The sequence below is a fragment of the Vreelandella venusta genome (assembly GCF_007989605.1).
GTDB classification, from domain to species: domain Bacteria; phylum Pseudomonadota; class Gammaproteobacteria; order Pseudomonadales; family Halomonadaceae; genus Vreelandella; species Vreelandella venusta.
Genome location: NZ_BJUL01000004.1, coordinates 169064 through 191030, shown reverse-complemented (window position 1 = coordinate 191030; position 21967 = coordinate 169064). Strand labels below are relative to the sequence as shown.

35 protein-coding genes are annotated in these 21967 nt (G+C 54.1%); 34 read left to right on the top strand and 1 reads right to left on the bottom strand.

Translation table 11 applies throughout. The annotated features are described in order from the left end of the window. Positions 1-140: 140 nt before the first annotated feature. The 34 genes from rpsL to HVE01_RS06075 all read left to right on the top strand — a co-directional run bounded on the left by rpsL (position 141) and on the right by HVE01_RS06075 (position 21186). Positions 141-515, top strand: a complete 375-nt coding sequence (gene rpsL, locus HVE01_RS06240) for a 30S ribosomal protein S12 (protein WP_009098973.1) — start codon at positions 141-143, stop codon at positions 513-515. 141 nt (positions 516-656) lie between these two features. Beyond that, positions 657-1127, top strand: a complete 471-nt coding sequence (gene rpsG / locus HVE01_RS06235) for a 30S ribosomal protein S7 (protein WP_009098975.1) — start codon at positions 657-659, stop codon at positions 1125-1127. 167 nt (positions 1128-1294) lie between these two features. Further along, positions 1295-3418 (top strand): elongation factor G, encoded by a 2124-nt coding sequence (gene fusA / locus HVE01_RS06230; protein WP_125744940.1) that lies wholly within the window; start codon positions 1295-1297, stop codon positions 3416-3418. 29 nt (positions 3419-3447) lie between these two features. Beyond that, on the top strand, positions 3448-4641 hold the full coding sequence (tuf, locus tag HVE01_RS06225; protein ID WP_038480378.1) for an elongation factor Tu: 1194 nt from the start codon (positions 3448-3450) through the stop codon (positions 4639-4641). Between the two features lie 159 nt (positions 4642-4800). After that, positions 4801-5112: a 30S ribosomal protein S10 gene (gene rpsJ, locus HVE01_RS06220; protein ID WP_009098983.1), complete on the top strand. Its 312-nt coding sequence runs from the start codon at positions 4801-4803 to the stop codon at positions 5110-5112. A gap of 151 nt (positions 5113-5263) precedes the next feature. Then, positions 5264-5902 (top strand): 50S ribosomal protein L3, encoded by a 639-nt coding sequence (gene rplC, locus HVE01_RS06215; protein ID WP_009723904.1) that lies wholly within the window; start codon positions 5264-5266, stop codon positions 5900-5902. A 15-nt stretch (positions 5903-5917) separates the two neighbouring features. After that, positions 5918-6523, top strand: a complete 606-nt coding sequence (gene rplD, locus HVE01_RS06210; RefSeq protein WP_038480381.1) for a 50S ribosomal protein L4 — start codon at positions 5918-5920, stop codon at positions 6521-6523. Continuing rightward, positions 6520-6816 carry a 50S ribosomal protein L23 gene (gene rplW, locus HVE01_RS06205; RefSeq protein WP_009723902.1) on the top strand — a complete coding sequence of 99 codons (297 nt, stop codon included), beginning with the start codon at positions 6520-6522 and terminating at the stop codon, positions 6814-6816. Before rplD ends, rplW begins: the two co-directional genes overlap by 4 nt. Positions 6817-6833: 17 nt before the next feature. Then, a complete protein-coding gene (rplB, locus tag HVE01_RS06200; protein WP_009723901.1) occupies positions 6834-7664 on the top strand; it encodes a 50S ribosomal protein L2 in 831 nt (276 codons plus the stop codon). A 33-nt stretch (positions 7665-7697) separates the two neighbouring features. Next, positions 7698-7973, top strand: coding sequence for a 30S ribosomal protein S19 (rpsS, locus tag HVE01_RS06195; protein ID WP_009098993.1), 276 nt, complete (start codon positions 7698-7700; stop codon positions 7971-7973). 18 nt (positions 7974-7991) lie between these two features. Further along, positions 7992-8324: a 50S ribosomal protein L22 gene (rplV, locus tag HVE01_RS06190; protein WP_044628831.1), complete on the top strand. Its 333-nt coding sequence runs from the start codon at positions 7992-7994 to the stop codon at positions 8322-8324. Positions 8325-8335: 11 nt separating this feature from the next. Continuing rightward, a complete protein-coding gene (gene rpsC / locus HVE01_RS06185; RefSeq protein ID WP_038480389.1) occupies positions 8336-9040 on the top strand; it encodes a 30S ribosomal protein S3 in 705 nt (234 codons plus the stop codon). Positions 9041-9055: 15 nt separating this feature from the next. Continuing rightward, positions 9056-9469 carry a 50S ribosomal protein L16 gene (gene rplP / locus HVE01_RS06180; RefSeq protein WP_007112000.1) on the top strand — a complete coding sequence of 138 codons (414 nt, stop codon included), beginning with the start codon at positions 9056-9058 and terminating at the stop codon, positions 9467-9469. After that, positions 9469-9660, top strand: a complete 192-nt coding sequence (rpmC, locus tag HVE01_RS06175; protein WP_146943038.1) for a 50S ribosomal protein L29 — start codon at positions 9469-9471, stop codon at positions 9658-9660. The genes rplP and rpmC overlap by 1 nt, the downstream gene beginning before the upstream one ends. Before the next feature lies 1 nt (position 9661). Then, complete coding sequence (rpsQ, locus tag HVE01_RS06170) at positions 9662-9922, top strand: 30S ribosomal protein S17 (protein WP_009723897.1); 261 nt, start codon at positions 9662-9664, stop codon at positions 9920-9922. Between the two features lie 50 nt (positions 9923-9972). Further along, positions 9973-10344 carry a 50S ribosomal protein L14 gene (gene rplN / locus HVE01_RS06165; RefSeq protein WP_009723896.1) on the top strand — a complete coding sequence of 124 codons (372 nt, stop codon included), beginning with the start codon at positions 9973-9975 and terminating at the stop codon, positions 10342-10344. Positions 10345-10358: 14 nt separating this feature from the next. Next, positions 10359-10673 carry a 50S ribosomal protein L24 gene (rplX, locus tag HVE01_RS06160; protein ID WP_009723895.1) on the top strand — a complete coding sequence of 105 codons (315 nt, stop codon included), beginning with the start codon at positions 10359-10361 and terminating at the stop codon, positions 10671-10673. Positions 10674-10691: 18 nt separating this feature from the next. Next, positions 10692-11231, top strand: a complete 540-nt coding sequence (rplE, locus tag HVE01_RS06155) for a 50S ribosomal protein L5 (RefSeq protein WP_009723894.1) — start codon at positions 10692-10694, stop codon at positions 11229-11231. Between the two features lie 10 nt (positions 11232-11241). Then, positions 11242-11547, top strand: coding sequence for a 30S ribosomal protein S14 (gene rpsN / locus HVE01_RS06150; protein ID WP_125744946.1), 306 nt, complete (start codon positions 11242-11244; stop codon positions 11545-11547). A 32-nt stretch (positions 11548-11579) separates the two neighbouring features. Further along, a complete protein-coding gene (rpsH, locus tag HVE01_RS06145; protein ID WP_016915783.1) occupies positions 11580-11972 on the top strand; it encodes a 30S ribosomal protein S8 in 393 nt (130 codons plus the stop codon). Positions 11973-11981: 9 nt separating this feature from the next. After that, on the top strand, positions 11982-12512 hold the full coding sequence (rplF, locus tag HVE01_RS06140) for a 50S ribosomal protein L6 (RefSeq protein WP_038480399.1): 531 nt from the start codon (positions 11982-11984) through the stop codon (positions 12510-12512). A gap of 9 nt (positions 12513-12521) precedes the next feature. Beyond that, the gene (gene rplR / locus HVE01_RS06135) at positions 12522-12872 is read left to right on the top strand and encodes a 50S ribosomal protein L18 (protein ID WP_009723890.1); all 351 of its coding nucleotides are present in this window, start codon (positions 12522-12524) and stop codon (positions 12870-12872) included. 11 nt (positions 12873-12883) lie between these two features. Then, complete coding sequence (gene rpsE / locus HVE01_RS06130) at positions 12884-13384, top strand: 30S ribosomal protein S5 (protein WP_125744948.1); 501 nt, start codon at positions 12884-12886, stop codon at positions 13382-13384. 6 nt (positions 13385-13390) lie between these two features. Beyond that, a complete protein-coding gene (rpmD, locus tag HVE01_RS06125; RefSeq protein ID WP_009723888.1) occupies positions 13391-13573 on the top strand; it encodes a 50S ribosomal protein L30 in 183 nt (60 codons plus the stop codon). 3 nt (positions 13574-13576) lie between these two features. After that, entirely contained in the window at positions 13577-14011 is a 435-nt protein-coding gene (gene rplO / locus HVE01_RS06120) for a 50S ribosomal protein L15 (RefSeq protein ID WP_030074208.1), read from the top strand. Next, entirely contained in the window at positions 14012-15343 is a 1332-nt protein-coding gene (gene secY / locus HVE01_RS06115; RefSeq protein ID WP_038480406.1) for a preprotein translocase subunit SecY, read from the top strand. A 28-nt stretch (positions 15344-15371) separates the two neighbouring features. Next, a complete protein-coding gene (gene rpmJ, locus HVE01_RS06110; RefSeq protein ID WP_009099023.1) occupies positions 15372-15485 on the top strand; it encodes a 50S ribosomal protein L36 in 114 nt (37 codons plus the stop codon). A 123-nt stretch (positions 15486-15608) separates the two neighbouring features. Continuing rightward, complete coding sequence (rpsM, locus tag HVE01_RS06105) at positions 15609-15965, top strand: 30S ribosomal protein S13 (protein ID WP_009723884.1); 357 nt, start codon at positions 15609-15611, stop codon at positions 15963-15965. Positions 15966-16014: 49 nt separating this feature from the next. Continuing rightward, positions 16015-16401: a 30S ribosomal protein S11 gene (gene rpsK / locus HVE01_RS06100; protein WP_125744950.1), complete on the top strand. Its 387-nt coding sequence runs from the start codon at positions 16015-16017 to the stop codon at positions 16399-16401. Positions 16402-16413: 12 nt separating this feature from the next. Next, positions 16414-17034 carry a 30S ribosomal protein S4 gene (gene rpsD, locus HVE01_RS06095; RefSeq protein ID WP_030074205.1) on the top strand — a complete coding sequence of 207 codons (621 nt, stop codon included), beginning with the start codon at positions 16414-16416 and terminating at the stop codon, positions 17032-17034. A 125-nt stretch (positions 17035-17159) separates the two neighbouring features. Beyond that, positions 17160-18155 (top strand): DNA-directed RNA polymerase subunit alpha, encoded by a 996-nt coding sequence (locus tag HVE01_RS06090; protein WP_009723881.1) that lies wholly within the window; start codon positions 17160-17162, stop codon positions 18153-18155. Positions 18156-18194: 39 nt separating this feature from the next. Then, complete coding sequence (gene rplQ / locus HVE01_RS06085) at positions 18195-18581, top strand: 50S ribosomal protein L17 (protein WP_125744952.1); 387 nt, start codon at positions 18195-18197, stop codon at positions 18579-18581. 200 nt (positions 18582-18781) lie between these two features. Further along, entirely contained in the window at positions 18782-20206 is a 1425-nt protein-coding gene (locus tag HVE01_RS06080; RefSeq protein ID WP_146943036.1) for a serine hydrolase, read from the top strand. Positions 20207-20310: 104 nt separating this feature from the next. Beyond that, the gene (locus HVE01_RS06075) at positions 20311-21186 is read left to right on the top strand and encodes a DMT family transporter (RefSeq protein ID WP_240645128.1); all 876 of its coding nucleotides are present in this window, start codon (positions 20311-20313) and stop codon (positions 21184-21186) included. Here HVE01_RS06075 and HVE01_RS06070 read toward each other — a convergent pair. Continuing rightward, positions 21183-21920 (bottom strand): DODA-type extradiol aromatic ring-opening family dioxygenase, encoded by a 738-nt coding sequence (locus tag HVE01_RS06070; protein ID WP_146943034.1) that lies wholly within the window; start codon positions 21918-21920, stop codon positions 21183-21185. The genes HVE01_RS06075 and HVE01_RS06070 overlap by 4 nt on opposite strands. Positions 21921-21967: the final 47 nt, after the last annotated feature.

The following is a 21967-nucleotide window of genomic DNA, read 5'->3' as shown; positions in this document are numbered from 1 at the left end:
GGTTAAACCGCCAGCAAGACTTGACGCCACCTAGGGTCAGCCTTTAGAATGCGCAGCCTTTAACAGTGGGGTGGGTGCGCCCGCACCTACTGCTAGTATTTGTTGAAGGGCCAGGCAACCATTGGAGTCAGCTAAACACCATGGCAACGATTAATCAGCTAGTGCGCAAGCCGCGTAAGCGCCCCGTCACTAAGAGTGACGTACCTGCGCTACAGGCATGCCCGCAGAAACGTGGCGTTTGTACGCGCGTTTACACTACTACCCCTAAGAAGCCGAACTCGGCCCTGCGTAAGGTTTGCCGTGTGCGCCTTACCAACGGTTTCGAAGTGTCTTCTTACATCGGTGGTGAAGGTCACAACCTGCAAGAGCACTCTGTTGTTCTGATTCGCGGCGGTCGTGTAAAGGATTTGCCAGGTGTGCGTTATCACACCGTTCGTGGCGCCCTTGACACCTCTGGCGTACAGAACCGTAAGCAGGGTCGTTCTAAGTACGGTACCAAGCGTCCGAAGTCCTAAGACGTCTTGTTGCAGCGTCTTAAGACGCTGGCGTTGTTACCTTAATACGAATATGACGGTCTGATAAGAGTAAGGTCGGGCGGCGCTATTAGCGCAATTAGTTCCGGGTTTACCTGAAGGATCCTTAATTGAGGGCTTATCATGCCTAGAAGAAGAGTTGTAGCTAAACGCGAAATCCTGCCGGATCCTAAGTTCGGAAGTGAGCGTCTGGCGAAGTTCATGAACCACCTGATGGTCAGCGGCAAGAAGTCCATAGCTGAGCGCATCGTATACGGTGCGTTGGACAAGGTTGCCGAGCGTAGTAATGAAGAGCCGCTGGAAATCTTCGACAAAGCGCTGGAAACCATCCAGCCGATGGTCGAAGTAAAGTCGCGCCGTGTTGGTGGTGCGACCTATCAGGTGCCGGTCGAAGTTCGTCCTTCGCGTCGCCAAGCCCTAGCAATGCGCTGGTTGGTAGACGCAGCGCGTCGCCGCGGTGAGAAAACGATGGTTCAGCGCCTGGCAGGTGAAATGCTGGATGCCGCTGAAGGCAAAGGCTCGGCTGTTAAGAAGCGTGAAGATGTGCACCGTATGGCAGAAGCCAACAAGGCCTTCTCTCACTATCGTTTCTAAACTCGGCGTTTCTGAGTTTGTGTTTGATTTTGCTGGTTGTGCTGCGCTAAAGAGTTTTTTCGCCATGCTGCAACACACTGCCGCTACCTTTGTGGGTGGCGGCGGTGGGATACGCAAAACGAACACTGCTGAATTAACGAGCATTGCCAACTAACGGGAGCTTCACCGTGGCACGCAAAACACCGCTTAATCGCTATCGCAACTTGGGTATTGTTGCCCACGTTGATGCAGGTAAGACAACCACGACAGAACGTGTTTTGTTTTACACTGGCGTAAACCACAAGCTGGGCGAAACCCATGAAGGTGCTTCGACTACTGACTGGATGGAGCAAGAGCAGGAGCGTGGTATTACTATCACCTCGGCTGCTGTTACTACCTTCTGGAAAGGTATGAATCACCAGTTTGATGAGCACCGCATTAATATCATCGACACCCCTGGGCACGTTGACTTCACTATCGAAGTTGAGCGTTCTTTGCGTGTTCTTGATGGTGCTGTTGTTGTACTGTGCGGTTCTTCCGGCGTTCAGCCGCAGACCGAAACCGTATGGCGCCAGGCCAATAAGTATGAAGTTCCGCGTATGGTCTTCGTCAATAAGATGGACCGTACCGGCGCAGACTTCTTCATGGTTGTTGACCAGTTGAAGGAACGCTTAGGTGCTAACGCTGTGCCAATCCAGATTAACTGGGGTACAGAGGAAGACTTTAAAGGCGTTATCGACCTGATCGAGATGAAGGCTATCCTCTGGAATGAGGCAGACTTAGGCACTTCGTATGAGCTTGTCGATATTCCTGCTGAGCTACAAGAGACTGCCGAAAAATATCGCGAGCAAATGGTCGAAGCCGCAGCTGAAGGCTCTGATGAATTGATGGATAAGTACCTCGAGGGTGGGGAACTGACCATTGAAGAAATCAAAGCAGGTCTTCGTGCGCGCACGCTGGCTAGCGAAATCGTTCTAGTGACCTGTGGTTCTGCCTTTAAGAATAAGGGTGTTCAAGCAGTCCTGGATGCGGTTGTTGAGTACCTGCCCTCACCGACAGAAGTTAAAGCAATCGAAGGTGAGCTGGACGACAAAGATGGTACCGTAGCGACCCGTGAAGCGGACGACAGTGCTCCGTTTGCGGCGTTGGCGTTTAAGATCGCTACCGACCCCTTCGTTGGTACCTTGACCTTTATTCGCGTTTACTCAGGCGTTCTTAAGTCTGGTGACGGTGTTTATAACTCCGTTAAGCAGAAGAAAGAGCGTGTTGGTCGTATCGTTCAGATGCACGCCAATACTCGTGAAGAGATTAAAGAAGTACTAGCGGGCGATATTGCAGCGTGTATTGGTCTGAAAGATGTGACTACAGGTGACACCCTGTGTGATATCGATCACAAGATCGTACTCGAGCGCATGGAGTTCCCGGATCCGGTTATCTCTGTTGCCGTAGAGCCTAAGTCGAAAGCTGACCAGGAAAAAATGGGTGTTGCACTGGGTAAATTGGCCCAGGAAGATCCTTCCTTCCAGGTGAAGACTGACGAAGAGACCGGCCAGACTATTATTTCTGGTATGGGTGAGCTGCACCTGGATATTCTTGTCGACCGTATGCGTCGCGAGTTTAAGGTTGAAGCCAATATCGGTAAGCCGCAGGTTGCTTACCGCGAAACCATCCGTGGCAGCATTGAGCAAGAAGGCAAGTTTGTGCGCCAGTCGGGTGGTCGTGGACAGTACGGCCACGTGCATCTGCGCATTGAGCCGCTGACTGCTGAAGAGAAGGGCGAAGGTGATGAAGAAATCTTCTTCAAATTCGTCAACGAAATTGTTGGTGGTGTGGTTCCTAAGGAATACATCCCTGCAGTAGAAAAAGGTGCCTACGAACAGCTGAAGAACGGTGTCATCGCGGGTTACCCGATGATCGACGTTAAAGTCACGCTGTACGATGGTTCTTACCATGACGTGGACTCTAACGAGACTGCGTTTAAGATTGCTTCTTCCATGGCGGTTAAAGAAGGTGCCAGGAAGGCCAAGGCCGTGCTGCTGGAACCGGTGATGAAGGTCGAGGTCGTGACCCCCGAAGATTTCATGGGTGACGTCATGGGTGACCTGAACCGTCGTCGCGGTCTGGTGCAGGGCATGGATGACTCCAGCTCCGGCAAAGTCATCCGCGCAACGGTGCCGCTGGGTGAGATGTTCGGTTACGCAACCGATCTGCGCTCTCAGACCCAGGGCCGTGCGAGCTACTCTATGGAGTTCGCGAAGTACGACGAGGCGCCCTCCAGCGTCGTAGAAGCCGTCATCAACCAAAACGGTTAACCGTTAGCTAACGTAAAGAGGTTATAGCAGTGGCTAAGGAAAAATTTGAACGTTCCAAACCGCACGTCAACGTCGGCACCATCGGTCACGTCGACCACGGTAAAACGACCCTGACAGCGGCTCTGACTCGTGTGTCTGCTGAAGTTTTCGGCGGCGACTGGCGTGAGTTTGATACCATCGATAACGCTCCTGAAGAGCGCGAGCGCGGTATCACCATCGCTACGTCTCACGTTGAATATCAGTCTGAAGAGCGCCACTACGCGCACGTTGACTGCCCAGGACACGCTGACTACGTCAAGAACATGATCACCGGTGCTGCGCAGATGGACGGCGCAATCCTGGTATGTTCTGCTGCTGACGGCCCGATGCCGCAGACGCGTGAGCACATCCTGCTGTCTCGTCAGGTTGGCGTTCCGTACATCGTTGTGTTCCTGAACAAAGCGGACATGGTCGATGACGAAGAGCTGCTTGAGCTGGTTGAGATGGAAGTTCGCGAACTCCTCGACGAGTACGACTTCCCGGGTGACGACACGCCGATCATCACTGGTTCTGCGCTGATGGCTCTGAACGGTGAAGATGAGAACGGCATGGGTACAACTGCTGTTGCGAATCTGATCAAAGCTCTGGATGAGTACATCCCTGAGCCGGAGCGTGCTATCGACCAGCCGTTCCTGATGCCGATCGAAGACGTGTTCTCTATCTCTGGCCGCGGTACTGTTGTTACCGGTCGTGTAGAGCGCGGTATCGTTAAAGCAGGCGAAGAAGTGGAAATCGTGGGTATCCGCGACACCACCAAAACCATCGTTACCGGTGTTGAAATGTTCCGTAAGCTGCTCGACGAAGGTCGTGCAGGTGAGAACGTTGGCGCCCTGCTGCGTGGTACTAAGCGTGATGACGTCGAGCGTGGCCAGGTTCTGGCTAAGCCGGGCACCATCAACCCGCACACTACCTTCGAAGCAGAAGTTTACGTACTGTCCAAAGAAGAGGGTGGTCGTCACACGCCTTTCTTCAAGGGCTACCGTCCCCAGTTCTACTTCCGTACCACTGACGTAACAGGTACCTGTGAACTGCCGGAAGGTGTTGAAATGGTAATGCCGGGCGACAACGTTAAGATGGTTGTTACCCTGATTGCTCCAATCGCTATGGACGAAGGTCTGCGCTTCGCAATCCGCGAAGGCGGTCGTACCGTTGGTGCTGGCGTTGTTGCAAAAATCGTCAAGTAAGCTTGCTTGATGATTGATCAAGGGGGCTCTTGCGAGCCCCCTTTTCTGCGCACCAATAGCAAATGTTTGACATGGGCTTTTGGCGTGCCTATAATGCGCATCCTTTGAATGCGTGGGTAGACGGCTCGCGCCGTCGACATCCATTGGAGTTTAGGGCAAATGCAGAACCAAAAGATTCGCATTCGGTTGAAAGCGTTCGACCATCGCCTGATTGATCAGTCCACAGCGGAAATCGTTGAAACCGCTAAGCGTACTGGTGCTCAGGTTCGTGGTCCGATCCCGCTGCCGACCAACCGCGAGCGTTACACCATCCTGATTTCACCGCACGTTAACAAAGATGCGCGTGACCAGTATGAGATTCGTACGCACAAGCGTGTGCTCGATATTGTTGAGCCAACCGAGAAAACTGTTGATGCGTTGATGAAGCTCGATCTCGCCGCTGGCGTAGACGTGCAAATCAAACTCGACTAATTACACTAGACACTCGCGGCCCAGCGCTCATTAATTTTTTAGGATGAGCAGCAGCCGCCGCGCCGTGAGGCGCCACACAATGTGCTAGTGGAATGCTCTGGAAAGGGCAGCCATAGCGGGTGATAGCCCCGTACACTATAGGAGACTGAGTATGACTATCGGTTTAGTCGGTAAAAAGGCCGGGATGACCCGTGTCTTTACCGAAGATGGCGCTTCCGTGCCCGTGACCGTTATTGAAGTTGATCCTAACCGTGTAACGCGCGTTAAGACTCTCGAGTCTGACGGTTACGCAGCGGTTCAGGTCACCACAGGTTCTCGCAAAGCCAAGCACCTCACCAAAGCGCAAGCTGGTCAGTTTGCCAAGGCGGGTGTTGAGGCTGGTCGTTCACTGATGGAGTTTCGTCTTGCAGAAGGCGAAGAGTCTCCGGAAGTGGGTGGCGAACTCACCGTATCCCTCTTCGAAGCTGGTCAAATGATTGACGTGACCGGCACCTCTAAGGGTAAAGGCTTCCAGGGTGCTGTTAAGCGCTGGAATTTCCGTACCCAAGACAACACGCATGGTAACTCCCTGTCGCACCGCGCGCCGGGTTCTATCGGCATGTGTCAGACTCCGGGTCGCGTATTTAAAGGCAAGAAAATGGCCGGTCAGATGGGCAATGCCCGTTGCACCGTGCAGAGCCTTGAAATCGTCCGTGTCGACGCCGAGCGTAACCTGCTGCTGATCAAAGGTGCTGTTCCGGGCGCGACCGGTAGCGATGTTATCGTTCGCAGCGCCGTGAAAGCTCGCTGAAGGGGATAATTACCAATGAATCTGAATCTTGCTGCAGGCACGGGTACCGTTGAAGTAGCCGATGCCACTTTTGGCAAAGAATTCAACGAAGCGCTGGTTCACCAGGTGGTAACCGCCTATTTGGCTGGTGGCCGTCAAGGTACCCGCGCTCAAAAGAACCGTTCCGACGTACGTGGTGGTGGTAAGAAGCCTTGGCGTCAGAAGGGTACCGGTCGTGCACGTGCCGGTACAATCCGCTCTCCGCTATGGCGCAGCGGCGGTGTGACTTTCGCGGCGCGTCCTCAGGACCATAGCCAGAAAGTAAACCGCAAAATGTACCGTGCGGCGATGCGTTCCATCCTGTCTGAACTAGTCCGTCAAGAGCGTCTTGTCGCTGTTGAAGAGTTCAGCGTTGAAGCGCCGAAGACCAAGCAGGTAGCTGCCAAGCTGAAAGAGCTCAACCTTGAGAAAGTGTTGATCGTCACCGAAGAGATTGACGAGAAGCTCTATCTGGCCGCACGCAACCTTCCCCACGTTGACGTGGTGGATGTCGCTGCAGCTGATCCGGTGAGCCTAGTAGCCTTTGATAAGGTTCTGGTCACCGTCTCCGCCCTGCGTAAATTCGAGGAGAAGCTGGCATGAACCAGGAGCGCGTATTTAAGGTTCTGCTTGGACCGCACGTGACCGAAAAGGCCGCGATGGCAGCCGAGCGCAACCAGTACGTTTTCAAGGTGGCATCTGATGCTACCAAACCCGAGATCAAGAAAGCCGTTGAAGCACTGTTCGGCAAGAAGGTCGGTAGCGTTCAAGTACTGAACGTGAAGGGGAAAACTAAGCGTACTGCTCACGGCGTTGGCCTGCGTAAGGGTTACCGCAAAGCGTATGTGACCCTGGCTGCGGGTGAAACGCTCGAAGACTTCTCTGGCGCCGAATAAGGGCAGGAGTACGGATAATGGCAATCGTCAAGACCAAACCCACATCCGCCGGTCGTCGCCACGTCGTTAAGATCGTTGGTGAGGAACTGTACAAAGGCCGTGCTTATGCACCGCTTTTGGAAAAGCAGTCCAAGTCCGGTGGCCGTAACAACTACGGTCGCATCACCACCCGCCACGTGGGCGGTGGTCACCGTCAACACTACCGGTTGATCGACTTCAAACGCACCAAAGATGGCATTCCAGCCACCGTTGAGCGTCTTGAGCACGATCCGAACCGTAGTGCGCATATTGCACTACTGAAATATGCAGATGGTGAGCGTCGTTACATCATTGCACCGAAAGGTGTCAGCGCGGGTGACGTGCTGGAATCTGGTGTTAACGCGCCCATCAAAAAAGGCAACGCTTTGCCGCTGCGCAATATCCCGCTTGGTTCTACCGTTCACGGTATCGAACTGAAGCCGGGTAAAGGCGCGCAGATTGCTCGCAGTGCCGGTACTAGCGCTCAGCTGGTTGCTCGTGAAGGTAACTACGCCACCTTACGTCTTCGCTCTGGCGAAATGCGTAAAGTGTTGGCTGAGTGCCGCGCAACTCTGGGCGAAGTGAGCAACTCCGAGCACAGCCTGCGTCAACTTGGCAAGGCCGGTGCGAAGCGCTGGAGAGGCGTGCGTCCGACTGTTCGCGGTGTCGCGATGAACCCGGTGGATCACCCACACGGTGGTGGTGAAGGCCGCACCAGTGGTGGTCGTCACCCGGTATCCCCATGGGGTGTGCCGACTAAGGGTCACAAGACGCGTAAGAACAAGCGCACCGACAAGCTGATTATCCGTCGTCGTAACAAGACGCGTTAATCGAAATTGCCAAGAACTTAAGAGGTAACGGCTGTGCCACGTTCACTAAAGAAAGGTCCCTTCATTGACCTTCATCTTTTGAAGAAGGTAGAGGCTGCAGTGGAGAAGAACGATCGCAAACCAATCAAGACTTGGTCGCGTCGTTCGATGATCCTGCCCAACATGGTAGGTCTGACTATTGCGGTCCATAACGGACGCCAGCATGTCCCGGTGCACGTCTCCGAGGAAATGGTGGGTCATAAACTTGGCGAATTCGCTGCTACTCGCACATATCGCGGGCATGCTGCGGACAAGAAAGCCAAACGGTAAGCCAGAGAGGATTAAGAGATGGAAGTCACAGCTAAGCTGAGTGGCGCTGCTTTATCCGCACAGAAGGCCCGTTTGGTGGCTGACCAGGTGCGCGGTAAACCGGTCGCCGAAGCTCTTGACCTGCTGACCTTCTCACCGAAGAAGGCTGCCAAACTGGTCAAGAAAGTGCTTCAGTCCGCCATCGCGAATGCGGAAGAAAATAACGGCATGGACATCGACGAGCTGCGTGTCTCGACCATCTGCGTCGATGAGGGCATGACGCTCAAGCGTATCAAGCCGCGCGCCAAAGGCCGTGCGGATCGTATCTTGAAGCGCACCTGCCACATCACCGTCAAGGTAGCCGAGAAGTAGGAGTCGACCAGATGGGTCAGAAAGTCAATCCAACAGGCATTCGACTGGGCATCGTCAAAGACCATGCTTCTGTCTGGTATGCCGAGCGCGGCGCCTATGCCGATAAGCTCAATAATGATCTCGAAGTGCGCAGCTTCCTGGATCAGCGTTTGAAGAACGCTTCCGTAAGCCGCATTCACATCGAGCGTCCGGCTAACAATGCCCGCATCACCATTCACACTGCCCGTCCGGGTATCGTGATTGGCAAAAAAGGTGAAGATGTCGACCGTTTACGTCGCGATCTAACCGAGATGATGGGTGTTCCGGTTCATGTGAACATCGAAGAAGTTCGCAAGCCGGAGCTGGATGCCAAGCTAGTCGCTGCTAACGTAGCGGGTCAGCTTGAGCGTCGCGTAATGTTCCGTCGTGCTATGAAGCGCGCGGTACAGAACGCAATGCGTCTTGGCGCTGGCGGCATTAAGATTCAGCTGTCAGGTCGTCTGGGTGGTGCCGAAATCGCACGTACCGAATGGTACCGCGAAGGTCGCGTTCCGTTGCACACGTTGCGTGCGGATATCGACTACGCCACTTACGAAGCTCACACCACCTACGGCGTCATCGGCGTCAAAGTGTGGATCTTCAAGGGTGAAATCCTCGGTGGTATTGAGGAAGTACGTGCCAAGGCTAAGCAACAGCAGCCTGCCGGCAACGCGCCCAAGAAGAAAGGTTCCAGGTAAGGGGAGAGCGAGTCGATGTTACAGCCCAAGCGTATGAAATTCCGTAAGATGATGAAAGGCCGCAACCGTGGCCTGGCGCATCGCGGAAGCAAAATCAGCTTCGGGGAGTACGGTCTCAAAGCAACGGGTCGTGGCCGCATCACTGCGCGCCAGATCGAAGCAGGCCGTCGTGCGATCACACGTCACGTTAAACGTGGCGGTAAGATTTGGATCCGCGTCTTCCCTGATAAGCCGATCTCCAAGAAGCCGCTCGAAGTTCGTATGGGTAAAGGTAAAGGTTCCGTTGAGTACTGGGTAGCCCAGATCCAACCGGGTCGGGTCCTGTACGAAATTGAAGGTGTATCCGAAGAGCTGGCCCGTGAAGCATTTGAATTGGCCGCACAGAAGATGCCCTTGTCCACCACCTTTGCTAAACGGACGGTGATGTGATGAAAGCCCAGGAAATTCGTGAAAAGTCCGCAGGAGAGCTGCAAGAGCAACTCCTCGAGCTACTCCGCGAGCAGTTTAACCTGCGCATGCAGAAGGCCACTGGCCAACTGAGCCAGACTCATCTGCTCAAGCAGGTCCGCCGGGATATCGCCCGTGTGAAGACTTTGCTCAACGAGAAGGCAGGTGAATAAGATGGCCGAAGAGAAAAAAACACGTACGCTCACCGGCAAGGTGGTGAGCGATAAGATGGATAAATCCATCGTCGTTATGATCGAGCGTCGTGAGCGTCACCCGATCTACGGAAAATACGTCAAGCGCTCCACCAAGCTGCACGCCCATGATGAGGCGAACCAGGCTAAGGCAGGCGATACGGTTTCCATTCAGGAGTGCCGTCCGCTTTCCAAGAAGAAAGCTTGGACGCTGGTCGAGGTGGTTGAGCAGGCTAAGGGGTAATACCTAAAGTCTGCCGATCAGTGCAGTCAGATTAGGTTTGGAGAAAACCGATGATTCAGACTCAGACAATGCTGGATGTCGCCGACAACAGCGGAGCGCGCCGGGTGCAATGCATCAAGGTGTTGGGCGGTTCACACCGTCGCTACGCTCGCGTTGGTGACGTCATTAAGGTAACGGTGAAGGAAGCGATTCCGCGCGGTAAGGTCAAAAAAGGCCAAGTGCTGAAAGCGGTAGTCGTTCGCACCCGTAGTGGCGTCCGTCGTAGTGACGGTTCGCTGATCCGTTTCGATGGAAATGCGGCGGTTTTGTTGAATAACACCAACGAACAGCCGATCGGCACGCGTATCTTCGGGCCGGTAACTCGTGAGCTTCGTAATGAGAAGTTCATGAAGATCATTTCCCTAGCGCCTGAAGTGCTGTAAGGAGCGAGGCGGATATGCAAAAGATCAAACGTGACGATGAAGTCATCGTCATCGCCGGGAAGGATAAAGGCAAACGTGGCACTGTTAAGCGGGTACTAGAAAACCGCTTCGTGGTGTCCGGTGTGAATATGATTAAACGTCACACCAAGCCTAATCCCATGGCGGGAAATCAGGGCGGTATCGTCGAGCGTGAGGCTCCGATTCACGCGTCCAACGTAGCCATCTTCAATTCGGAGACCGGTAAGGCGGATCGCGTCGGCTTCCAAGTTAAGGAAGACGGTACCAAGGTACGTATCTACAAGTCGACGCAGACGCAGATCGACGCCTAACGCGAGTCGGGTAGCAAAATGGCGAACTTGAAAGAACGTTATCAAAACGAGGTTGTAGCCCAGCTCAAAGAGCAGTTCAGCTACGCCAACGTAATGCAGGTACCCCGGATCACGAAAGTGACTCTGAACATGGGTATCGGCGAAGCGGTCAGTGATAAAAAACTGATCGACAATGCCATCGGTGACCTGGAGAAACTCTCTGGTCAAAAGCCGTTGGTGACCAAGGCACGCAAGTCCATCGCGGGCTTCAAGGTGCGCGAAGGTTGGCCGATCGGTGTCAAAGTTACACTACGCTCAGCGCGTATGTGGGACTTCCTGGACCGCCTGGTGAACATTGCGATTCCCCGCGTGCGTGACTTCCGTGGTCTCAATCCGAAGTCTTTTGACGGTCGCGGCAATTACTCAATGGGTGTGCGTGAGCAGATCATCTTCCCAGAGATCGAGTATGATAAGATCGATCGCATCCGGGGGCTGGACGTCACTATCACTACTACCGCCAACACCGACGAGGAAGGTCGTGCGCTATTAGCAGCACTGAACTTCCCGTTTAAGAAATAAGGGTTGGATCATGGCTAAGAAAAGTATGGTAGAGCGCGAGCTCAAGCGTACTCAGCTAGTCGAGAAGTTTGCGGCTAAGCGCGCAGAGCTCAAGAAAATCATCTCGGACGTGAACGCTTCTGAAGAAGAACGTTTCGAGGCGACGCTGAAGCTGCAGCAACTGCCGCGCGACTCAAGCCCGGTGCGTCAGCGTAACCGCTGCCGCGTGACTGGCCGTCCGCACGGTTTTTACAACAAGTTCGGCCTTGGCCGTAACAAGCTGCGTGAAGCCGCCATGCGTGGCGACGTCCCTGGCCTGAAAAAGTCCAGCTGGTAACGTCACGTCGAATCATCAGGAGCGCACATTAAATGAGCATGCAAGACACTCTAGCGGATATGTTTACCCGTATCCGCAATGCGCAGATGGCCACCAAGGAGACGGCTACCATGCCGTCCTCCAAGCTGAAAGTGGAAGTGGCCCGCGTGTTAAAGGAAGAAGGCTACATTACCGATTTTGCGGTGGCTGAAGGCGTTAAACCCGAGCTGACCGTTACTCTCAAGTACTTTGAGGGTAAGCCGGTTATTGAGCACATTCAGCGGGTTTCCAAGCCGTCTCTGCGCCAGTACAAGGGCAAGGACAACCTGCCCAAGGTCGCCGATGGTCTGGGTATCGCGATTGTCACCACCTCTAATGGTGTCATGACCGATCGTGCCGCGCGCCAAGCAGGCGTCGGTGGCGAAGTCATCTGCACCGTATTCTAGGAGGCTGGAATGTCCCGCATAGCGAAATATCCGGTTAAAGTGCCTGCTGGTGTCGAGATTAAAATCGACGCTGGCCAGCTGACCGCTAAAGGCGGCCAGGGCACGCTATCTATGCCCATTCACCAAGACGTGGTGATTGGTCAAGAAGATGGCCAGCTGACCTTCGCCCCGAGTGAGTCTGCCAAGAGCTGGGCAATGGCCGGTACTACCCGCGCCTTGGTTCAGAACCTGGTAACGGGCGTATCCGAGGGTTTCACAAAAACTCTCGAAATTGTAGGCGTCGGTTATCGTGCCCAAGCTAAGGGCCAGACGCTCAATCTTTCACTGGGCTTCTCGCACCCGGTCGACTATGAACTGCCTAAGGGTGTCTCAGCGGAAACGCCGAAGAACACCGTGATCGTGCTGAAGAGCGCGGACAAGCAGATGCTCGGCCAGTGCGCCGCGGAAATCCGCGCCTTCCGTCCCCCTGAGCCGTATAAAGGCAAGGGTGTTCGGTACGCCGACGAGCAGGTGCGTCGCAAAGAAGCCAAGAAGAAGTAAGGCAGGGTTATGAACGCGAAGAAAGAATCTCGTCTCCGTCGTGCCCGCCGCGCTCGCGCAAAGATTCGCGAGCTGGGCGTGTATCGCCTGTGCGTCAACCGTACCCCGCGTCACATCTATGCGCAGATTATCTCGCCGGATGGTGGCAAAGTGCTAGCCAGTGCTTCTACGCTGGACAAAGCACTGCGCGAGGGTGCGACTGGCAACGCAGAAGCCGCCTCTAAGGTTGGCGCTCTGATTGCTGAACGCGCTAAAGAAGCAGGCATCACCCAGGTGGCCTTCGATCGTGCTGGCTTTAAGTATCACGGTCGCGTTAAGGCTCTGGCCGACGCCGCTCGTGAAGGCGGCCTGGAATTCTAAAGGGTTTTACGATGGCGAAGAACGAACAGCAAAGCGGTGATCTGCAAGAGAAGTTAGTGCAGGTCAACCGCGTCGCCAAGGTGGTCAAAGGTGGTCGTATTTTCGGCTTCACCGCACTGACCGTCGTTGGTGATGGTAAAGGTCGTGTCGGTTTTGGTCGTGGCAAGGCACGTGAAGTGCCTGTTGCGATTCAGAAAGCGATGGATCAAGCTCGTCGCAACATGGTCAAGGTTAACCTTGCAGGCCATACGCTTCAGTACCCGATAAAAGCCCGTCACGGTGCTTCTAAGGTGTACATGCAGCCGGCTTCTGAAGGTACCGGTATCATCGCTGGCGGTGCCATGCGCTCTGTACTAGAGCTCGCTGGTGTCCATGATGTACTGGCCAAGTGCTACGGTTCCACCAACCCGGTTAACGTGGTACGAGCGACTGTTAAAGGTCTCTCTGCCATGCAAGCACCGGAAGACATCGCCGCTAAACGCGGTCTGTCTGTCGAAGCGATCACGGGGTAAGGCACCATGGCAGCAACGATCAAGGTTACCCAGATCCGCAGCACCATCGGCGTTTTGCCCAAGCACAAGGCTACTATGAAGGGCCTGGGTCTGCGTCGCATCGGTCATACGGTTGAGCTGGAAGACACCCCTGCCGTACGCGGCATGATCCACAAGGTTAACTACCTTGTGCGCGTTGAGGGAGAGTAATCCATGAAACTCAATACCCTGAGCCCGGCACCGGGCTCCAAACACGCTGAAAAGCGCGTTGGTCGTGGTATCGGCTCCGGTCTTGGTAAGACCGGCGGCCGCGGCCACAAAGGTCAGAAATCTCGCAGTGGCGGCAGCGTCAAGCCTGGTTTCGAAGGCGGTCAGATGCCATTACAGCGTCGTTTGCCGAAGTTTGGCTTTACGTCTGCTAAGTCATTGGTATCTGAAGAAGTACGTCTGGCTGAACTTGCTAAGGTTGCCGGTGACGAAGTCACTATGGAAACTCTGAAGCAAGCCAACGTGCTAAAGGATGCAACGCTTCATGCGAAGATCATCCTTTCTGGCGAACTGAACAAGGCGGTTACCGTTCGTGGTATCAAGGTCACCAAAGGTGCCCGTGAAGCGATCGAAGCCGCTGGCGGCAAGGTAGAGGACTAAATGGCCAAGTCAGGAAATATGCCGGCGATGGGCAGCGGTCTGAGTGAACTGTGGGCGCGTTTGCGCTTCGTGCTCCTCGCCATCGTGGTGTACCGTATTGGTGCCCACATTCCCGTTCCCGGTATCAATCCTGACCAGCTTGCTGCCTTGTTTAGGGAGCAACAGGGCACCATCCTAGGCATGTTTAACATGTTCTCGGGTGGCGCCCTGGAGCGTATGAGCGTCCTCGCCTTGGGCATCATGCCCTACATTTCGGCGTCGATTATCATGCAGCTCATGACTGCGGTCTCCCCTCATCTTGAACAACTCAAGAAAGAGGGTGAGGCTGGCCGCCGCAAGATTAGCCAGTACACGCGCTACGGCACTGTGATACTGGCTTTCGTCCAGGCTACCGGTATGTCCGTTGGTCTGGCTAGCCAAGGCATCGCATACAGCGCTGACTTCAGCTTCTTTTTCACCGCCGTGATTACATTTGTATCAGGTGCGGTGTTTATGATGTGGCTAGGTGAGCAGATCACCGAGAAGGGCATCGGCAACGGTATTTCGCTGCTGATCTTCGCGGGGATTGTCGCTGGGCTGCCCAGTGCCGTTGGGCAAGCGTTTGAGCTTGCTCGTAATGAAGGTGCCTGGAATGTTCTTCCGCTGTTAGCGCTGTCAGTGCTAGGTATTGCTACCGTTGCGTTTGTGGTATTCATTGAGCGCGGCCAACGCCGCTTGAAAGTGAACTACCCCAGGCGCCAGGTCGGCAATAAGATGTATGCAGGCCAAAGCAGCTACCTGCCTTTAAAAGTGAATATGGCTGGTGTTATTCCAGCAATCTTCGCTTCCAGTATTTTGCTCTTCCCGGCCTCTATTGGTCAGTGGGTGGGTGCTGGTGAAGGAATGGAGTGGTTGCAGCGTGCATCACAAGCGTTAGGCCCCGGCCAACCGCTTTACATCTTGCTTTTCGCGGCGGCAGTGGTATTCTTCTGCTTCTTTTACACAGCGCTGGTCTTCAACCCCAAGGATGTGGCTGACAATCTTAAAAAGTCAGGCGCCTTCCTGCCGGGCATTCGCCCCGGCGAGCAGACCGCTCGCTATATCGATAAAGTAATGACTCGTCTTACTTTGTTCGGTGCCTTGTATATCACTGCGGTTTCCTTGATGCCCCAGTTCTTGATCGTTGCGTGGAACGTACCGTTTTTCTTCGGTGGCACTTCGCTTCTGATCGTGGTTGTGGTCATCATGGACTTCATGGCCCAGGTGCAGTCGCATCTCATGTCGCATCAATATGACTCGGTGATGAAGAAGTCCAACCTGAAAGGCTACGGTAGCGGCGGCATTATGCGCTGAGGCGCGCCGTTGCGATTTGGAGAGAACGATGAAAGTTCGAGCTTCCGTAAAGAAGATGTGCCGTAATTGTAAGATCATTCGACGCAATGGCGCTGTTCGCGTCATTTGTATCGAACCGCGGCACAAACAGCGCCAGGGTTAATACCTGGGTTGTTTTTAAGCGGGTGCCGGCATACCCCTTGCCATAAGGCTTATAAAGGGGTATGCTGTTGCGCCTTTTGTAGATGAATAAACGAGCAAGCCGCTCAAATTTCGGAGTAAGCTGATGGCCCGTATTGCAGGCGTCAATATCCCGGACAACAAGCATGCGGCGATCTCGCTGACCTATATCTTCGGGATTGGCCGTACCCGCGCTCAGCACGTTTGTGCTGCTGCCGGTATCGCGCCTACTACCAAGATCCAGGATCTGTCTAGCGATGAGCTGGATACCCTGCGTTCTGAAGTTGGTAAGTACACCGTAGAAGGCGACCTTCGTCGTGATGTAACGCTTAACATTAAGCGTCTCATGGACTTAGGCTGCTACCGTGGTCTGCGTCATCGTCGTAGTCTTCCGCTGCGTGGTCAGCGGACTAAGACTAACGCGCGTACCCGTAAGGGCCCGCGTAAGCCGATCCGCAAATAACACGCAGGCTCTTTAGAGAGCTGACGTTAAGACAGGAATAGACATCAACATGGCTAACCCGCGTAGTAACCGTAAAAAGGTTAAAAAGCAGGTAGTGGACGCCGTAGCGCATATCCACGCCTCTTTTAACAACACGATCGTGACGATCACAGACCGCCAGGGCAACGCTCTTTCTTGGGCGACAGCCGGTGGTTCGGGTTTTCGTGGTTCTCGCAAGAGCACCCCGTTCGCTGCTCAAGTAGCAAGTGAGCGTGCAGCAACTGTTGCAGCCGAGTATGGTGTGAAAAACGTAGACGTGCTGGTCAAAGGCCCCGGTCCCGGCCGTGAATCCGCTGTGCGCGCTCTCAATGCCGCCGGCTTCCGCGTGCAAAGCATCACTGACGCGACGCCCATTCCCCATAATGGCTGCCGTCCGCCTAAGAAACGCCGCGTTTAAGGAGACAGATTCATGGCTCGTTATATTGGACCGAAGTGCAAACTGTCTCGTCGTGAAGGCACCGACCTCTTTTTAAAGAGCGGTGTTACTCCCTTCGAGAAAAAGTGTAAATCCGAGCAGATCCCGGGTGTACACGGCCAGCGTCGTCAGCGTCTTTCCGACTACGGCTTGCAGCTTCGTGAGAAGCAGAAAGTACGCCGTATGTATGGCGTACTCGAAAAGCAGTTCCGCAACTACTACAAAGAAGCCGCTCGCCTGAAAGGTGCGACTGGTGAAGTATTGTTGCAGTTGCTTGAATCCCGACTGGATAACGTCGTCTACCGCATGGGCTTTGGCTCGACTCGCTCTGAAGCGCGTCAGCTGGTCAGCCACAAGGCGATTTCCGTGAACGGCCGCACCGTTAACGTTGCTTCCTACCAAGTGAAGCCCGGTGACGTTGTTGCTGTTCGCGAAAAGGCGAAGAACCAAGCACGTATTCAACACTCGTTGACCATTGCGGCCAACCGTGGCGATATCGCTTGGATCGAAATCGACGCCAAGAAGATGGAAGGCACTTTCAAGGCTCTGCCTGAACGCGGTGACCTGACTGCCGACATCAACGAAAACCTGATCGTCGAGCTGTACTCCAAGTAAGCAGTTTGATTTACATTTCTGCTTCTTGAGACCTGGGCGGGGTAGCAAAGCTAACCGCCCAGATGCTCTTGAGTAGTGTGCTCTAGAGTACTCAGTATCCGTTTGGCAGCCTGAAAGGTGTTCATATGCAGCGTTCAGTGACAGAGTTTCTTCGTCCTCGTGACATCAAGGTCGAAGAAATCAGCGCACATCATGCCAAAATCGTTCTCGAACCGTTCGAGCGCGGCTTTGGTCACACCCTGGGGAATGCACTTCGTCGCATTCTGCTTTCGTCCATGCCCGGCGCTGCCGTGGTAGAGGCTGAAATTGCCGGTGTAGAGCACGAATACAGTGCGCTCGAAGGGGTGCAGGAAGATGTCATCGAAATCCTCCTGAACTTGAAAGATGTTGCGATCAAGATGCACAGCCGCGATGAGGCGGTGCTCTCGCTGAACAAGCAGGGCCCAGCTGTCGTCACCGCTGGCGACATTGCGCTTGATCATAGCGTCGAAATCGTCAACCCGGATCACGTCATTGCTCATGTCAATGAAGGTGCCGAGCTGAAAATTCAGCTTAAGGTAGCGCTGGGTCGTGGTTACGAACCGGCTGACGCTCGTGGCTCTGATGAAGAGACACGTGCAATTGGCCGCCTGCAGCTGGATGCCACCTTCAGCCCTGTTCGCCGTGTTTCCTATTCGGTCGAGGCCGCTCGTGTTGAGCAGCGCACCGACCTCGATAAGTTAATTATCGATCTGGAAACCGACGGTACACTGGATCCGGAAGAGGCTATCCGTCGCAGTGCGACCATTCTGCAAGAGCAGCTGGCCGCCTTCGTCGACCTGGAAGCTGATAAAGAGCAGGAAGTCGAAGAGGAAGAGGATCTTGTTGATCCTATCCTATTGCGCCCCGTAGACGATCTTGAGTTGACAGTTCGCAGCGCTAACTGCCTAAAAGCCGAGAATATTTACTACATTGGTGATCTTATTCAGCGCACTGAAGTTGAGCTGCTGAAGACACCGAATCTTGGTAAAAAGTCTTTGAATGAAATCAAAGACGTATTGGCAGCGCGCGGCTTGTCCCTCGGTATGCGGTTGGAAAATTGGCCACCCGCTAGCCTGAAGGACGACAAGGCCTCCGCGTGAGTGTCGACTTGAGTCCCAGTTTGGTAAGGAATTACAACCATGCGTCATCGTAAGAGTGGTCGTCATCTGAATCGTACCAGCTCGCATCGTCAGGCCATGTTCAAGAACATGTCTGTCTCGCTGGTCGAACATGAAGTCATCAAGACAACCCTGCCTAAGGCCAAGGAATTGCGTCGCGTTATCGAGCCGCTAATTACCCTAGCTAAGCAGGACAGCGTTGCAAACCGTCGTTTGGCGTTTTCCCGCACGCGCTCCAAAGAAGCCGTCGGTAAACTGTTTAACGAGCTAGGTCCGCGTTATGCCGAGCGTCCGGGTGGTTACATCCGTATTCTCAAGTGCGGTTACCGCACAGGCGACAACGCGCCTATGGCGTTCGTTGAGCTAGTTGACCGTCCGGTTGTTGAAGAAGCAGCTGCAGAAGAGTAAGTCTCTGCGTTGTTGTTCAACAAAATGAAAGCCGACCCCTTAGGGTCGGTTTTTTTTGTTCTATTCATTGCGTTTTCAACTTTTATACTGCTTTCTTAATTTACTTGAAGAGTTACCGTGCTAGTCTTAGATTTCTTAGTGTGGCAAGTAGATTAATAGTTGGTAGTGTGACATTACAGCAAAACAAGAAAGGGGCATGTATGGCAACAAGGGGAATATGCGCAACGATAGTCGCGCGTTGGTGGCTTCCACTGTCGTTAATGGTATTGCTGCTAAGCGCCATATCGAGTGCTCATGCAAATCCGCGTTATGCTGGGATTGTGGTGGATTTAGAAAACGGAGAGGTACTGTACGCCGAGAATGCCGATGAGCGTCGCTACCCCGCATCGTTAACCAAAATGATGACGTTGTACCTTACATTTGAAGCATTGGAGAGTGGTCGGCTCAGCCTTAATCAGCCGCTTCCTGTGTCTGCTCAAGCTGCCGCTATGCCTGCTGTAAAACTATGGCTTTCTGCGGGCAGCACTATCCCCGTTGATTCTGCGATTCGTGCGTTAGCAGTGCGCTCTGCTAATGATGTTGCCGTCGTGGTGGCTGAAGCGTTAGGCGGTAGTGAGCAGCGTTTTGCCCAGTTGATGACCGCAAAAGCTCGCGAGCTTGGCATGAATGCCACCACATTCCGCAATGCTTCGGGCCTGCCTGATGACCAACAGGTCACCACAGCACGGGATATGGTGACACTCTCTGTGCGCGTGATGCAGGACTTCCCACAGTACTACCACTACTTTGGGCTCCAAGAGTTCACCTATCGTGGTACCCGGCACACCAGCCATAATCGCTTAGTGAAAAACTACCCCGGTGCAGATGGCCTTAAAACCGGCTTTATTCGTGCATCTGGTTTCAATGTCGCGACAACGGCCGTCCACGGAGATCGTCGCATGGTGGGCGTTGTCATGGGTGGCTTTAGCGGGGCATCTCGTGATTCTCATATGGCGAACTTGTTAGATCGCAGTTTTGCTCGTGCAGCGCTGCGTGACCAGCAAACGTGGTTGGCAAATACGACTTTCTCTAGTGAGTTTATGGCTTTCTCTGGCTCTGGCGCTCCTAGCCAACGCCCGATGTCGGCACCGCCAGTCTCGAATCGCCCTGTTATGGCTAGTAACGTAACGATTTCGAATAATTCAGCGCCCGCGAATAATTTGGCAGCGACAACACTGTCTCCTTCGCCAGCGTCTACACCTATTGTTGAAATTGAAGATCGTCTCGCACGCTCCATGGAAACACCGGCGGAAAGACCTGCCGCCCATACACCCGATCCGGTGAATACGTTTATTGAACGTGAACGCGAGTTGGCTGCTACGCCCCAACGGTCTGTGACTGCGGGTAATTGGGGGATTCAGGTAGGTGCATTTAGCCAAGTAGCACGAGCAGAGCAGTTGGCACGTCAAGCTGCTCAGCGCCTGCCTCATGAAGTAGGAGGGCGGGTGGCTATTGACACCCTAGCTGGTCAAACGCCGGTATTCCGCGCCCGTGTTGTCGCGTTGGACGAAGCGCGCGCTAGACGCGCCTGTAGAACGCTTCAGGCGCAGGGAATGGAGTGCATGGTGGTTAACGCAAGTTTGTAAAACCACGCAAGATCCACAACCCCGCCAGTGACACATTGGCGGGGTTTTTTATTAGTTGTTTAATGCCGATTGATAAAGTGTCCTTAGGGTAAAAGGAGAGCGTCGTGACAACGTCGTTAAAGGGTATCCTGTGCATGTGCTTAGGGGTTCTGTTCTTGGCCCTTGGTGACGCGGTATCAAAGTGGCTAGGCGAAGTGCATTCGCCGCTGCAGATTATTTTCTTTCGTACGCTGGTGTCACTGCCGCTCATTGCCCTGTTGGCCCATTTTGCCGGCGGGTTGCGCAAGTTACACACCAGGCGCCCACGTATCCACCTTCTGAGAGGATTGATTTATACCGCTACGATGGTGTGTTTTGTCTGGGGGCTAACCCTGTTACCACTCGCAGAGGCCACGGCAATTGCCTTTGTGGCGCCTTTGTTTGTCACCTTGCTATCAGTGCCATTGCTTGGCGAGCGGATCGATCCACCCGTATTCATGGCGTCGCTAGTTGGCTTTTCCGGCGTGCTGATTGTGGTTCGTCCCGGTGGTGATGCATTCCAGCTTGGCACGCTAATCCTCTTGGCCGCGGCTTTCTTTTATGCCCTGATGATGATTACTGCGCGGCGCTATGGCGCTAGAGAGCACCTGTGGGCAATGGTGTTCTACATGACGTTAGTGCCCTTTATCGTCACTGCTCTGAGTTTGCCTTGGGTTTGGCAAACCCCAGAGCCTTGGCACTGGCTTGGCTTTTTGGTCTCGGGTGTTTTTGGTATTGGTGCGACGGCCTTTATTACCCTGGCGTTTCGCTTTGCCCCTGCTGCGATTGCCGCCCCATTTGATTACACAGCGATGCTGTGGGCGGTACTACTTGGCTGGTGGTTCTGGGGAGAGCTGCCGGATCTGTGGGTATGGGTAGGCAGTGTGCTGATTATGGGCAGCGGGCTGGCTATTGCCTACTATGACCGCCGCACCACGTTGAAACCCCGGCCAACAGCTTAAGCGAACTGATAGATATCCATCGCCAGTACGCCATGTTCAACGCTGTGGTGTAACTGAGTTGCATCACCGCCCGCGCCCATGGCCACCAGCAAGGGCTGGAAGTGTTCAGGAGTTGGGTGGTTTTCCAGCGCTTTTGGAGCACGCTCCCAGTGGCGTAATGCCTGGCGATCATTGGCTGTAATGTGCTTGCTGACCCACTGGGCAAACTCATCCACCCAGACGGGAGCAGGGCTGCCCTGGGGCAGAGTTTCATATAAGTTATGAGTCAGGCTGCCTGAGCCAATAATCAGAACCCCTTCTTTTCGCAATGCTGATAGGCGTTCGCCTAGCGTGATTAGCGCGTCATTTTCCCAACGCACAGGTAGCGACAGGGAAACGACCGGTACATTGGCCTCTGGAAACATCAGTGAAAGTGGTACCCAAGCGCCGTGGTCAAGGCCGCGCTCTACGCGTTCGGCAGCCAATAACAGCGCAATTTGTTCAGCCAGTTCAGGGTGGCCAGGCGCTGGATACTGACACTCGAAAAGAGCTTGTGGAAACCCACCAAAATCATGGATTGTTTCTGGTTGTGCGCTAGTGCTGACCTTGAGTGTAAGGCTCTCCCAGTGGGCTGATACGACGACCACCGCACGCGGGGAAAAGCGCTTCCCCAATTCACGAAGATAAGCGTGAGCCGGCGTTTTATTCAGTGCCAGCATGGGGGAACCATGGGAAATAAACAGGCTGGGTAGCATTTTAGTACCTCCGTTAGCCTATAGAAGGCTAATAATGCCCGCACCAG

Bases quoted from the DNA above. Each gene is read 5' to 3' on its own strand.
- rpsE (WP_125744948.1), top strand. From the start codon at position 12,884: ATGGCGAAGAACGAACAGCAAAGCGGTGATCTGCAAGAGAAGTTAGTG.
- rplC (WP_009723904.1), top strand. From the start codon at position 5,264: ATGACTATCGGTTTAGTCGGTAAAAAGGCCGGGATGACCCGTGTCTTT.
- rplN (WP_009723896.1), top strand. From the start codon at position 9,973: ATGATTCAGACTCAGACAATGCTGGATGTCGCCGACAACAGCGGAGCG.
- rplP (WP_007112000.1), top strand. From the start codon at position 9,056: ATGTTACAGCCCAAGCGTATGAAATTCCGTAAGATGATGAAAGGCCGC.
- rplB (WP_009723901.1), top strand. From the start codon at position 6,834: ATGGCAATCGTCAAGACCAAACCCACATCCGCCGGTCGTCGCCACGTC.
- rplE (WP_009723894.1), top strand. From the start codon at position 10,692: ATGGCGAACTTGAAAGAACGTTATCAAAACGAGGTTGTAGCCCAGCTC.
- rplO (WP_030074208.1), top strand. From the start codon at position 13,577: ATGAAACTCAATACCCTGAGCCCGGCACCGGGCTCCAAACACGCTGAA.
- rpsL (WP_009098973.1), top strand. From the start codon at position 141: ATGGCAACGATTAATCAGCTAGTGCGCAAGCCGCGTAAGCGCCCCGTC.
- rplQ (WP_125744952.1), top strand. From the start codon at position 18,195: ATGCGTCATCGTAAGAGTGGTCGTCATCTGAATCGTACCAGCTCGCAT.
- rpsJ (WP_009098983.1), top strand. From the start codon at position 4,801: ATGCAGAACCAAAAGATTCGCATTCGGTTGAAAGCGTTCGACCATCGC.
- rpmJ (WP_009099023.1), top strand. From the start codon at position 15,372: ATGAAAGTTCGAGCTTCCGTAAAGAAGATGTGCCGTAATTGTAAGATC.
- rpsQ (WP_009723897.1), top strand. From the start codon at position 9,662: ATGGCCGAAGAGAAAAAAACACGTACGCTCACCGGCAAGGTGGTGAGC.
- rplR (WP_009723890.1), top strand. From the start codon at position 12,522: ATGAACGCGAAGAAAGAATCTCGTCTCCGTCGTGCCCGCCGCGCTCGC.
- rpmD (WP_009723888.1), top strand. From the start codon at position 13,391: ATGGCAGCAACGATCAAGGTTACCCAGATCCGCAGCACCATCGGCGTT.
- rpsG (WP_009098975.1), top strand. From the start codon at position 657: ATGCCTAGAAGAAGAGTTGTAGCTAAACGCGAAATCCTGCCGGATCCT.
- rpsH (WP_016915783.1), top strand. From the start codon at position 11,580: ATGAGCATGCAAGACACTCTAGCGGATATGTTTACCCGTATCCGCAAT.
- rplF (WP_038480399.1), top strand. From the start codon at position 11,982: ATGTCCCGCATAGCGAAATATCCGGTTAAAGTGCCTGCTGGTGTCGAG.
- HVE01_RS06080 (WP_146943036.1), top strand. From the start codon at position 18,782: ATGGCAACAAGGGGAATATGCGCAACGATAGTCGCGCGTTGGTGGCTT.
- HVE01_RS06070 (WP_146943034.1), bottom strand. From the start codon at position 21,920: ATGCTACCCAGCCTGTTTATTTCCCATGGTTCCCCCATGCTGGCACTG.
- rpmC (WP_146943038.1), top strand. From the start codon at position 9,469: ATGAAAGCCCAGGAAATTCGTGAAAAGTCCGCAGGAGAGCTGCAAGAG.
- rpsN (WP_125744946.1), top strand. From the start codon at position 11,242: ATGGCTAAGAAAAGTATGGTAGAGCGCGAGCTCAAGCGTACTCAGCTA.
- rpsD (WP_030074205.1), top strand. From the start codon at position 16,414: ATGGCTCGTTATATTGGACCGAAGTGCAAACTGTCTCGTCGTGAAGGC.
- rplV (WP_044628831.1), top strand. From the start codon at position 7,992: ATGGAAGTCACAGCTAAGCTGAGTGGCGCTGCTTTATCCGCACAGAAG.
- rplX (WP_009723895.1), top strand. From the start codon at position 10,359: ATGCAAAAGATCAAACGTGACGATGAAGTCATCGTCATCGCCGGGAAG.
- rplD (WP_038480381.1), top strand. From the start codon at position 5,918: ATGAATCTGAATCTTGCTGCAGGCACGGGTACCGTTGAAGTAGCCGAT.
- secY (WP_038480406.1), top strand. From the start codon at position 14,012: ATGGCCAAGTCAGGAAATATGCCGGCGATGGGCAGCGGTCTGAGTGAA.
- rplW (WP_009723902.1), top strand. From the start codon at position 6,520: ATGAACCAGGAGCGCGTATTTAAGGTTCTGCTTGGACCGCACGTGACC.
- rpsK (WP_125744950.1), top strand. From the start codon at position 16,015: ATGGCTAACCCGCGTAGTAACCGTAAAAAGGTTAAAAAGCAGGTAGTG.
- rpsC (WP_038480389.1), top strand. From the start codon at position 8,336: ATGGGTCAGAAAGTCAATCCAACAGGCATTCGACTGGGCATCGTCAAA.
- HVE01_RS06090 (WP_009723881.1), top strand. From the start codon at position 17,160: ATGCAGCGTTCAGTGACAGAGTTTCTTCGTCCTCGTGACATCAAGGTC.
- rpsM (WP_009723884.1), top strand. From the start codon at position 15,609: ATGGCCCGTATTGCAGGCGTCAATATCCCGGACAACAAGCATGCGGCG.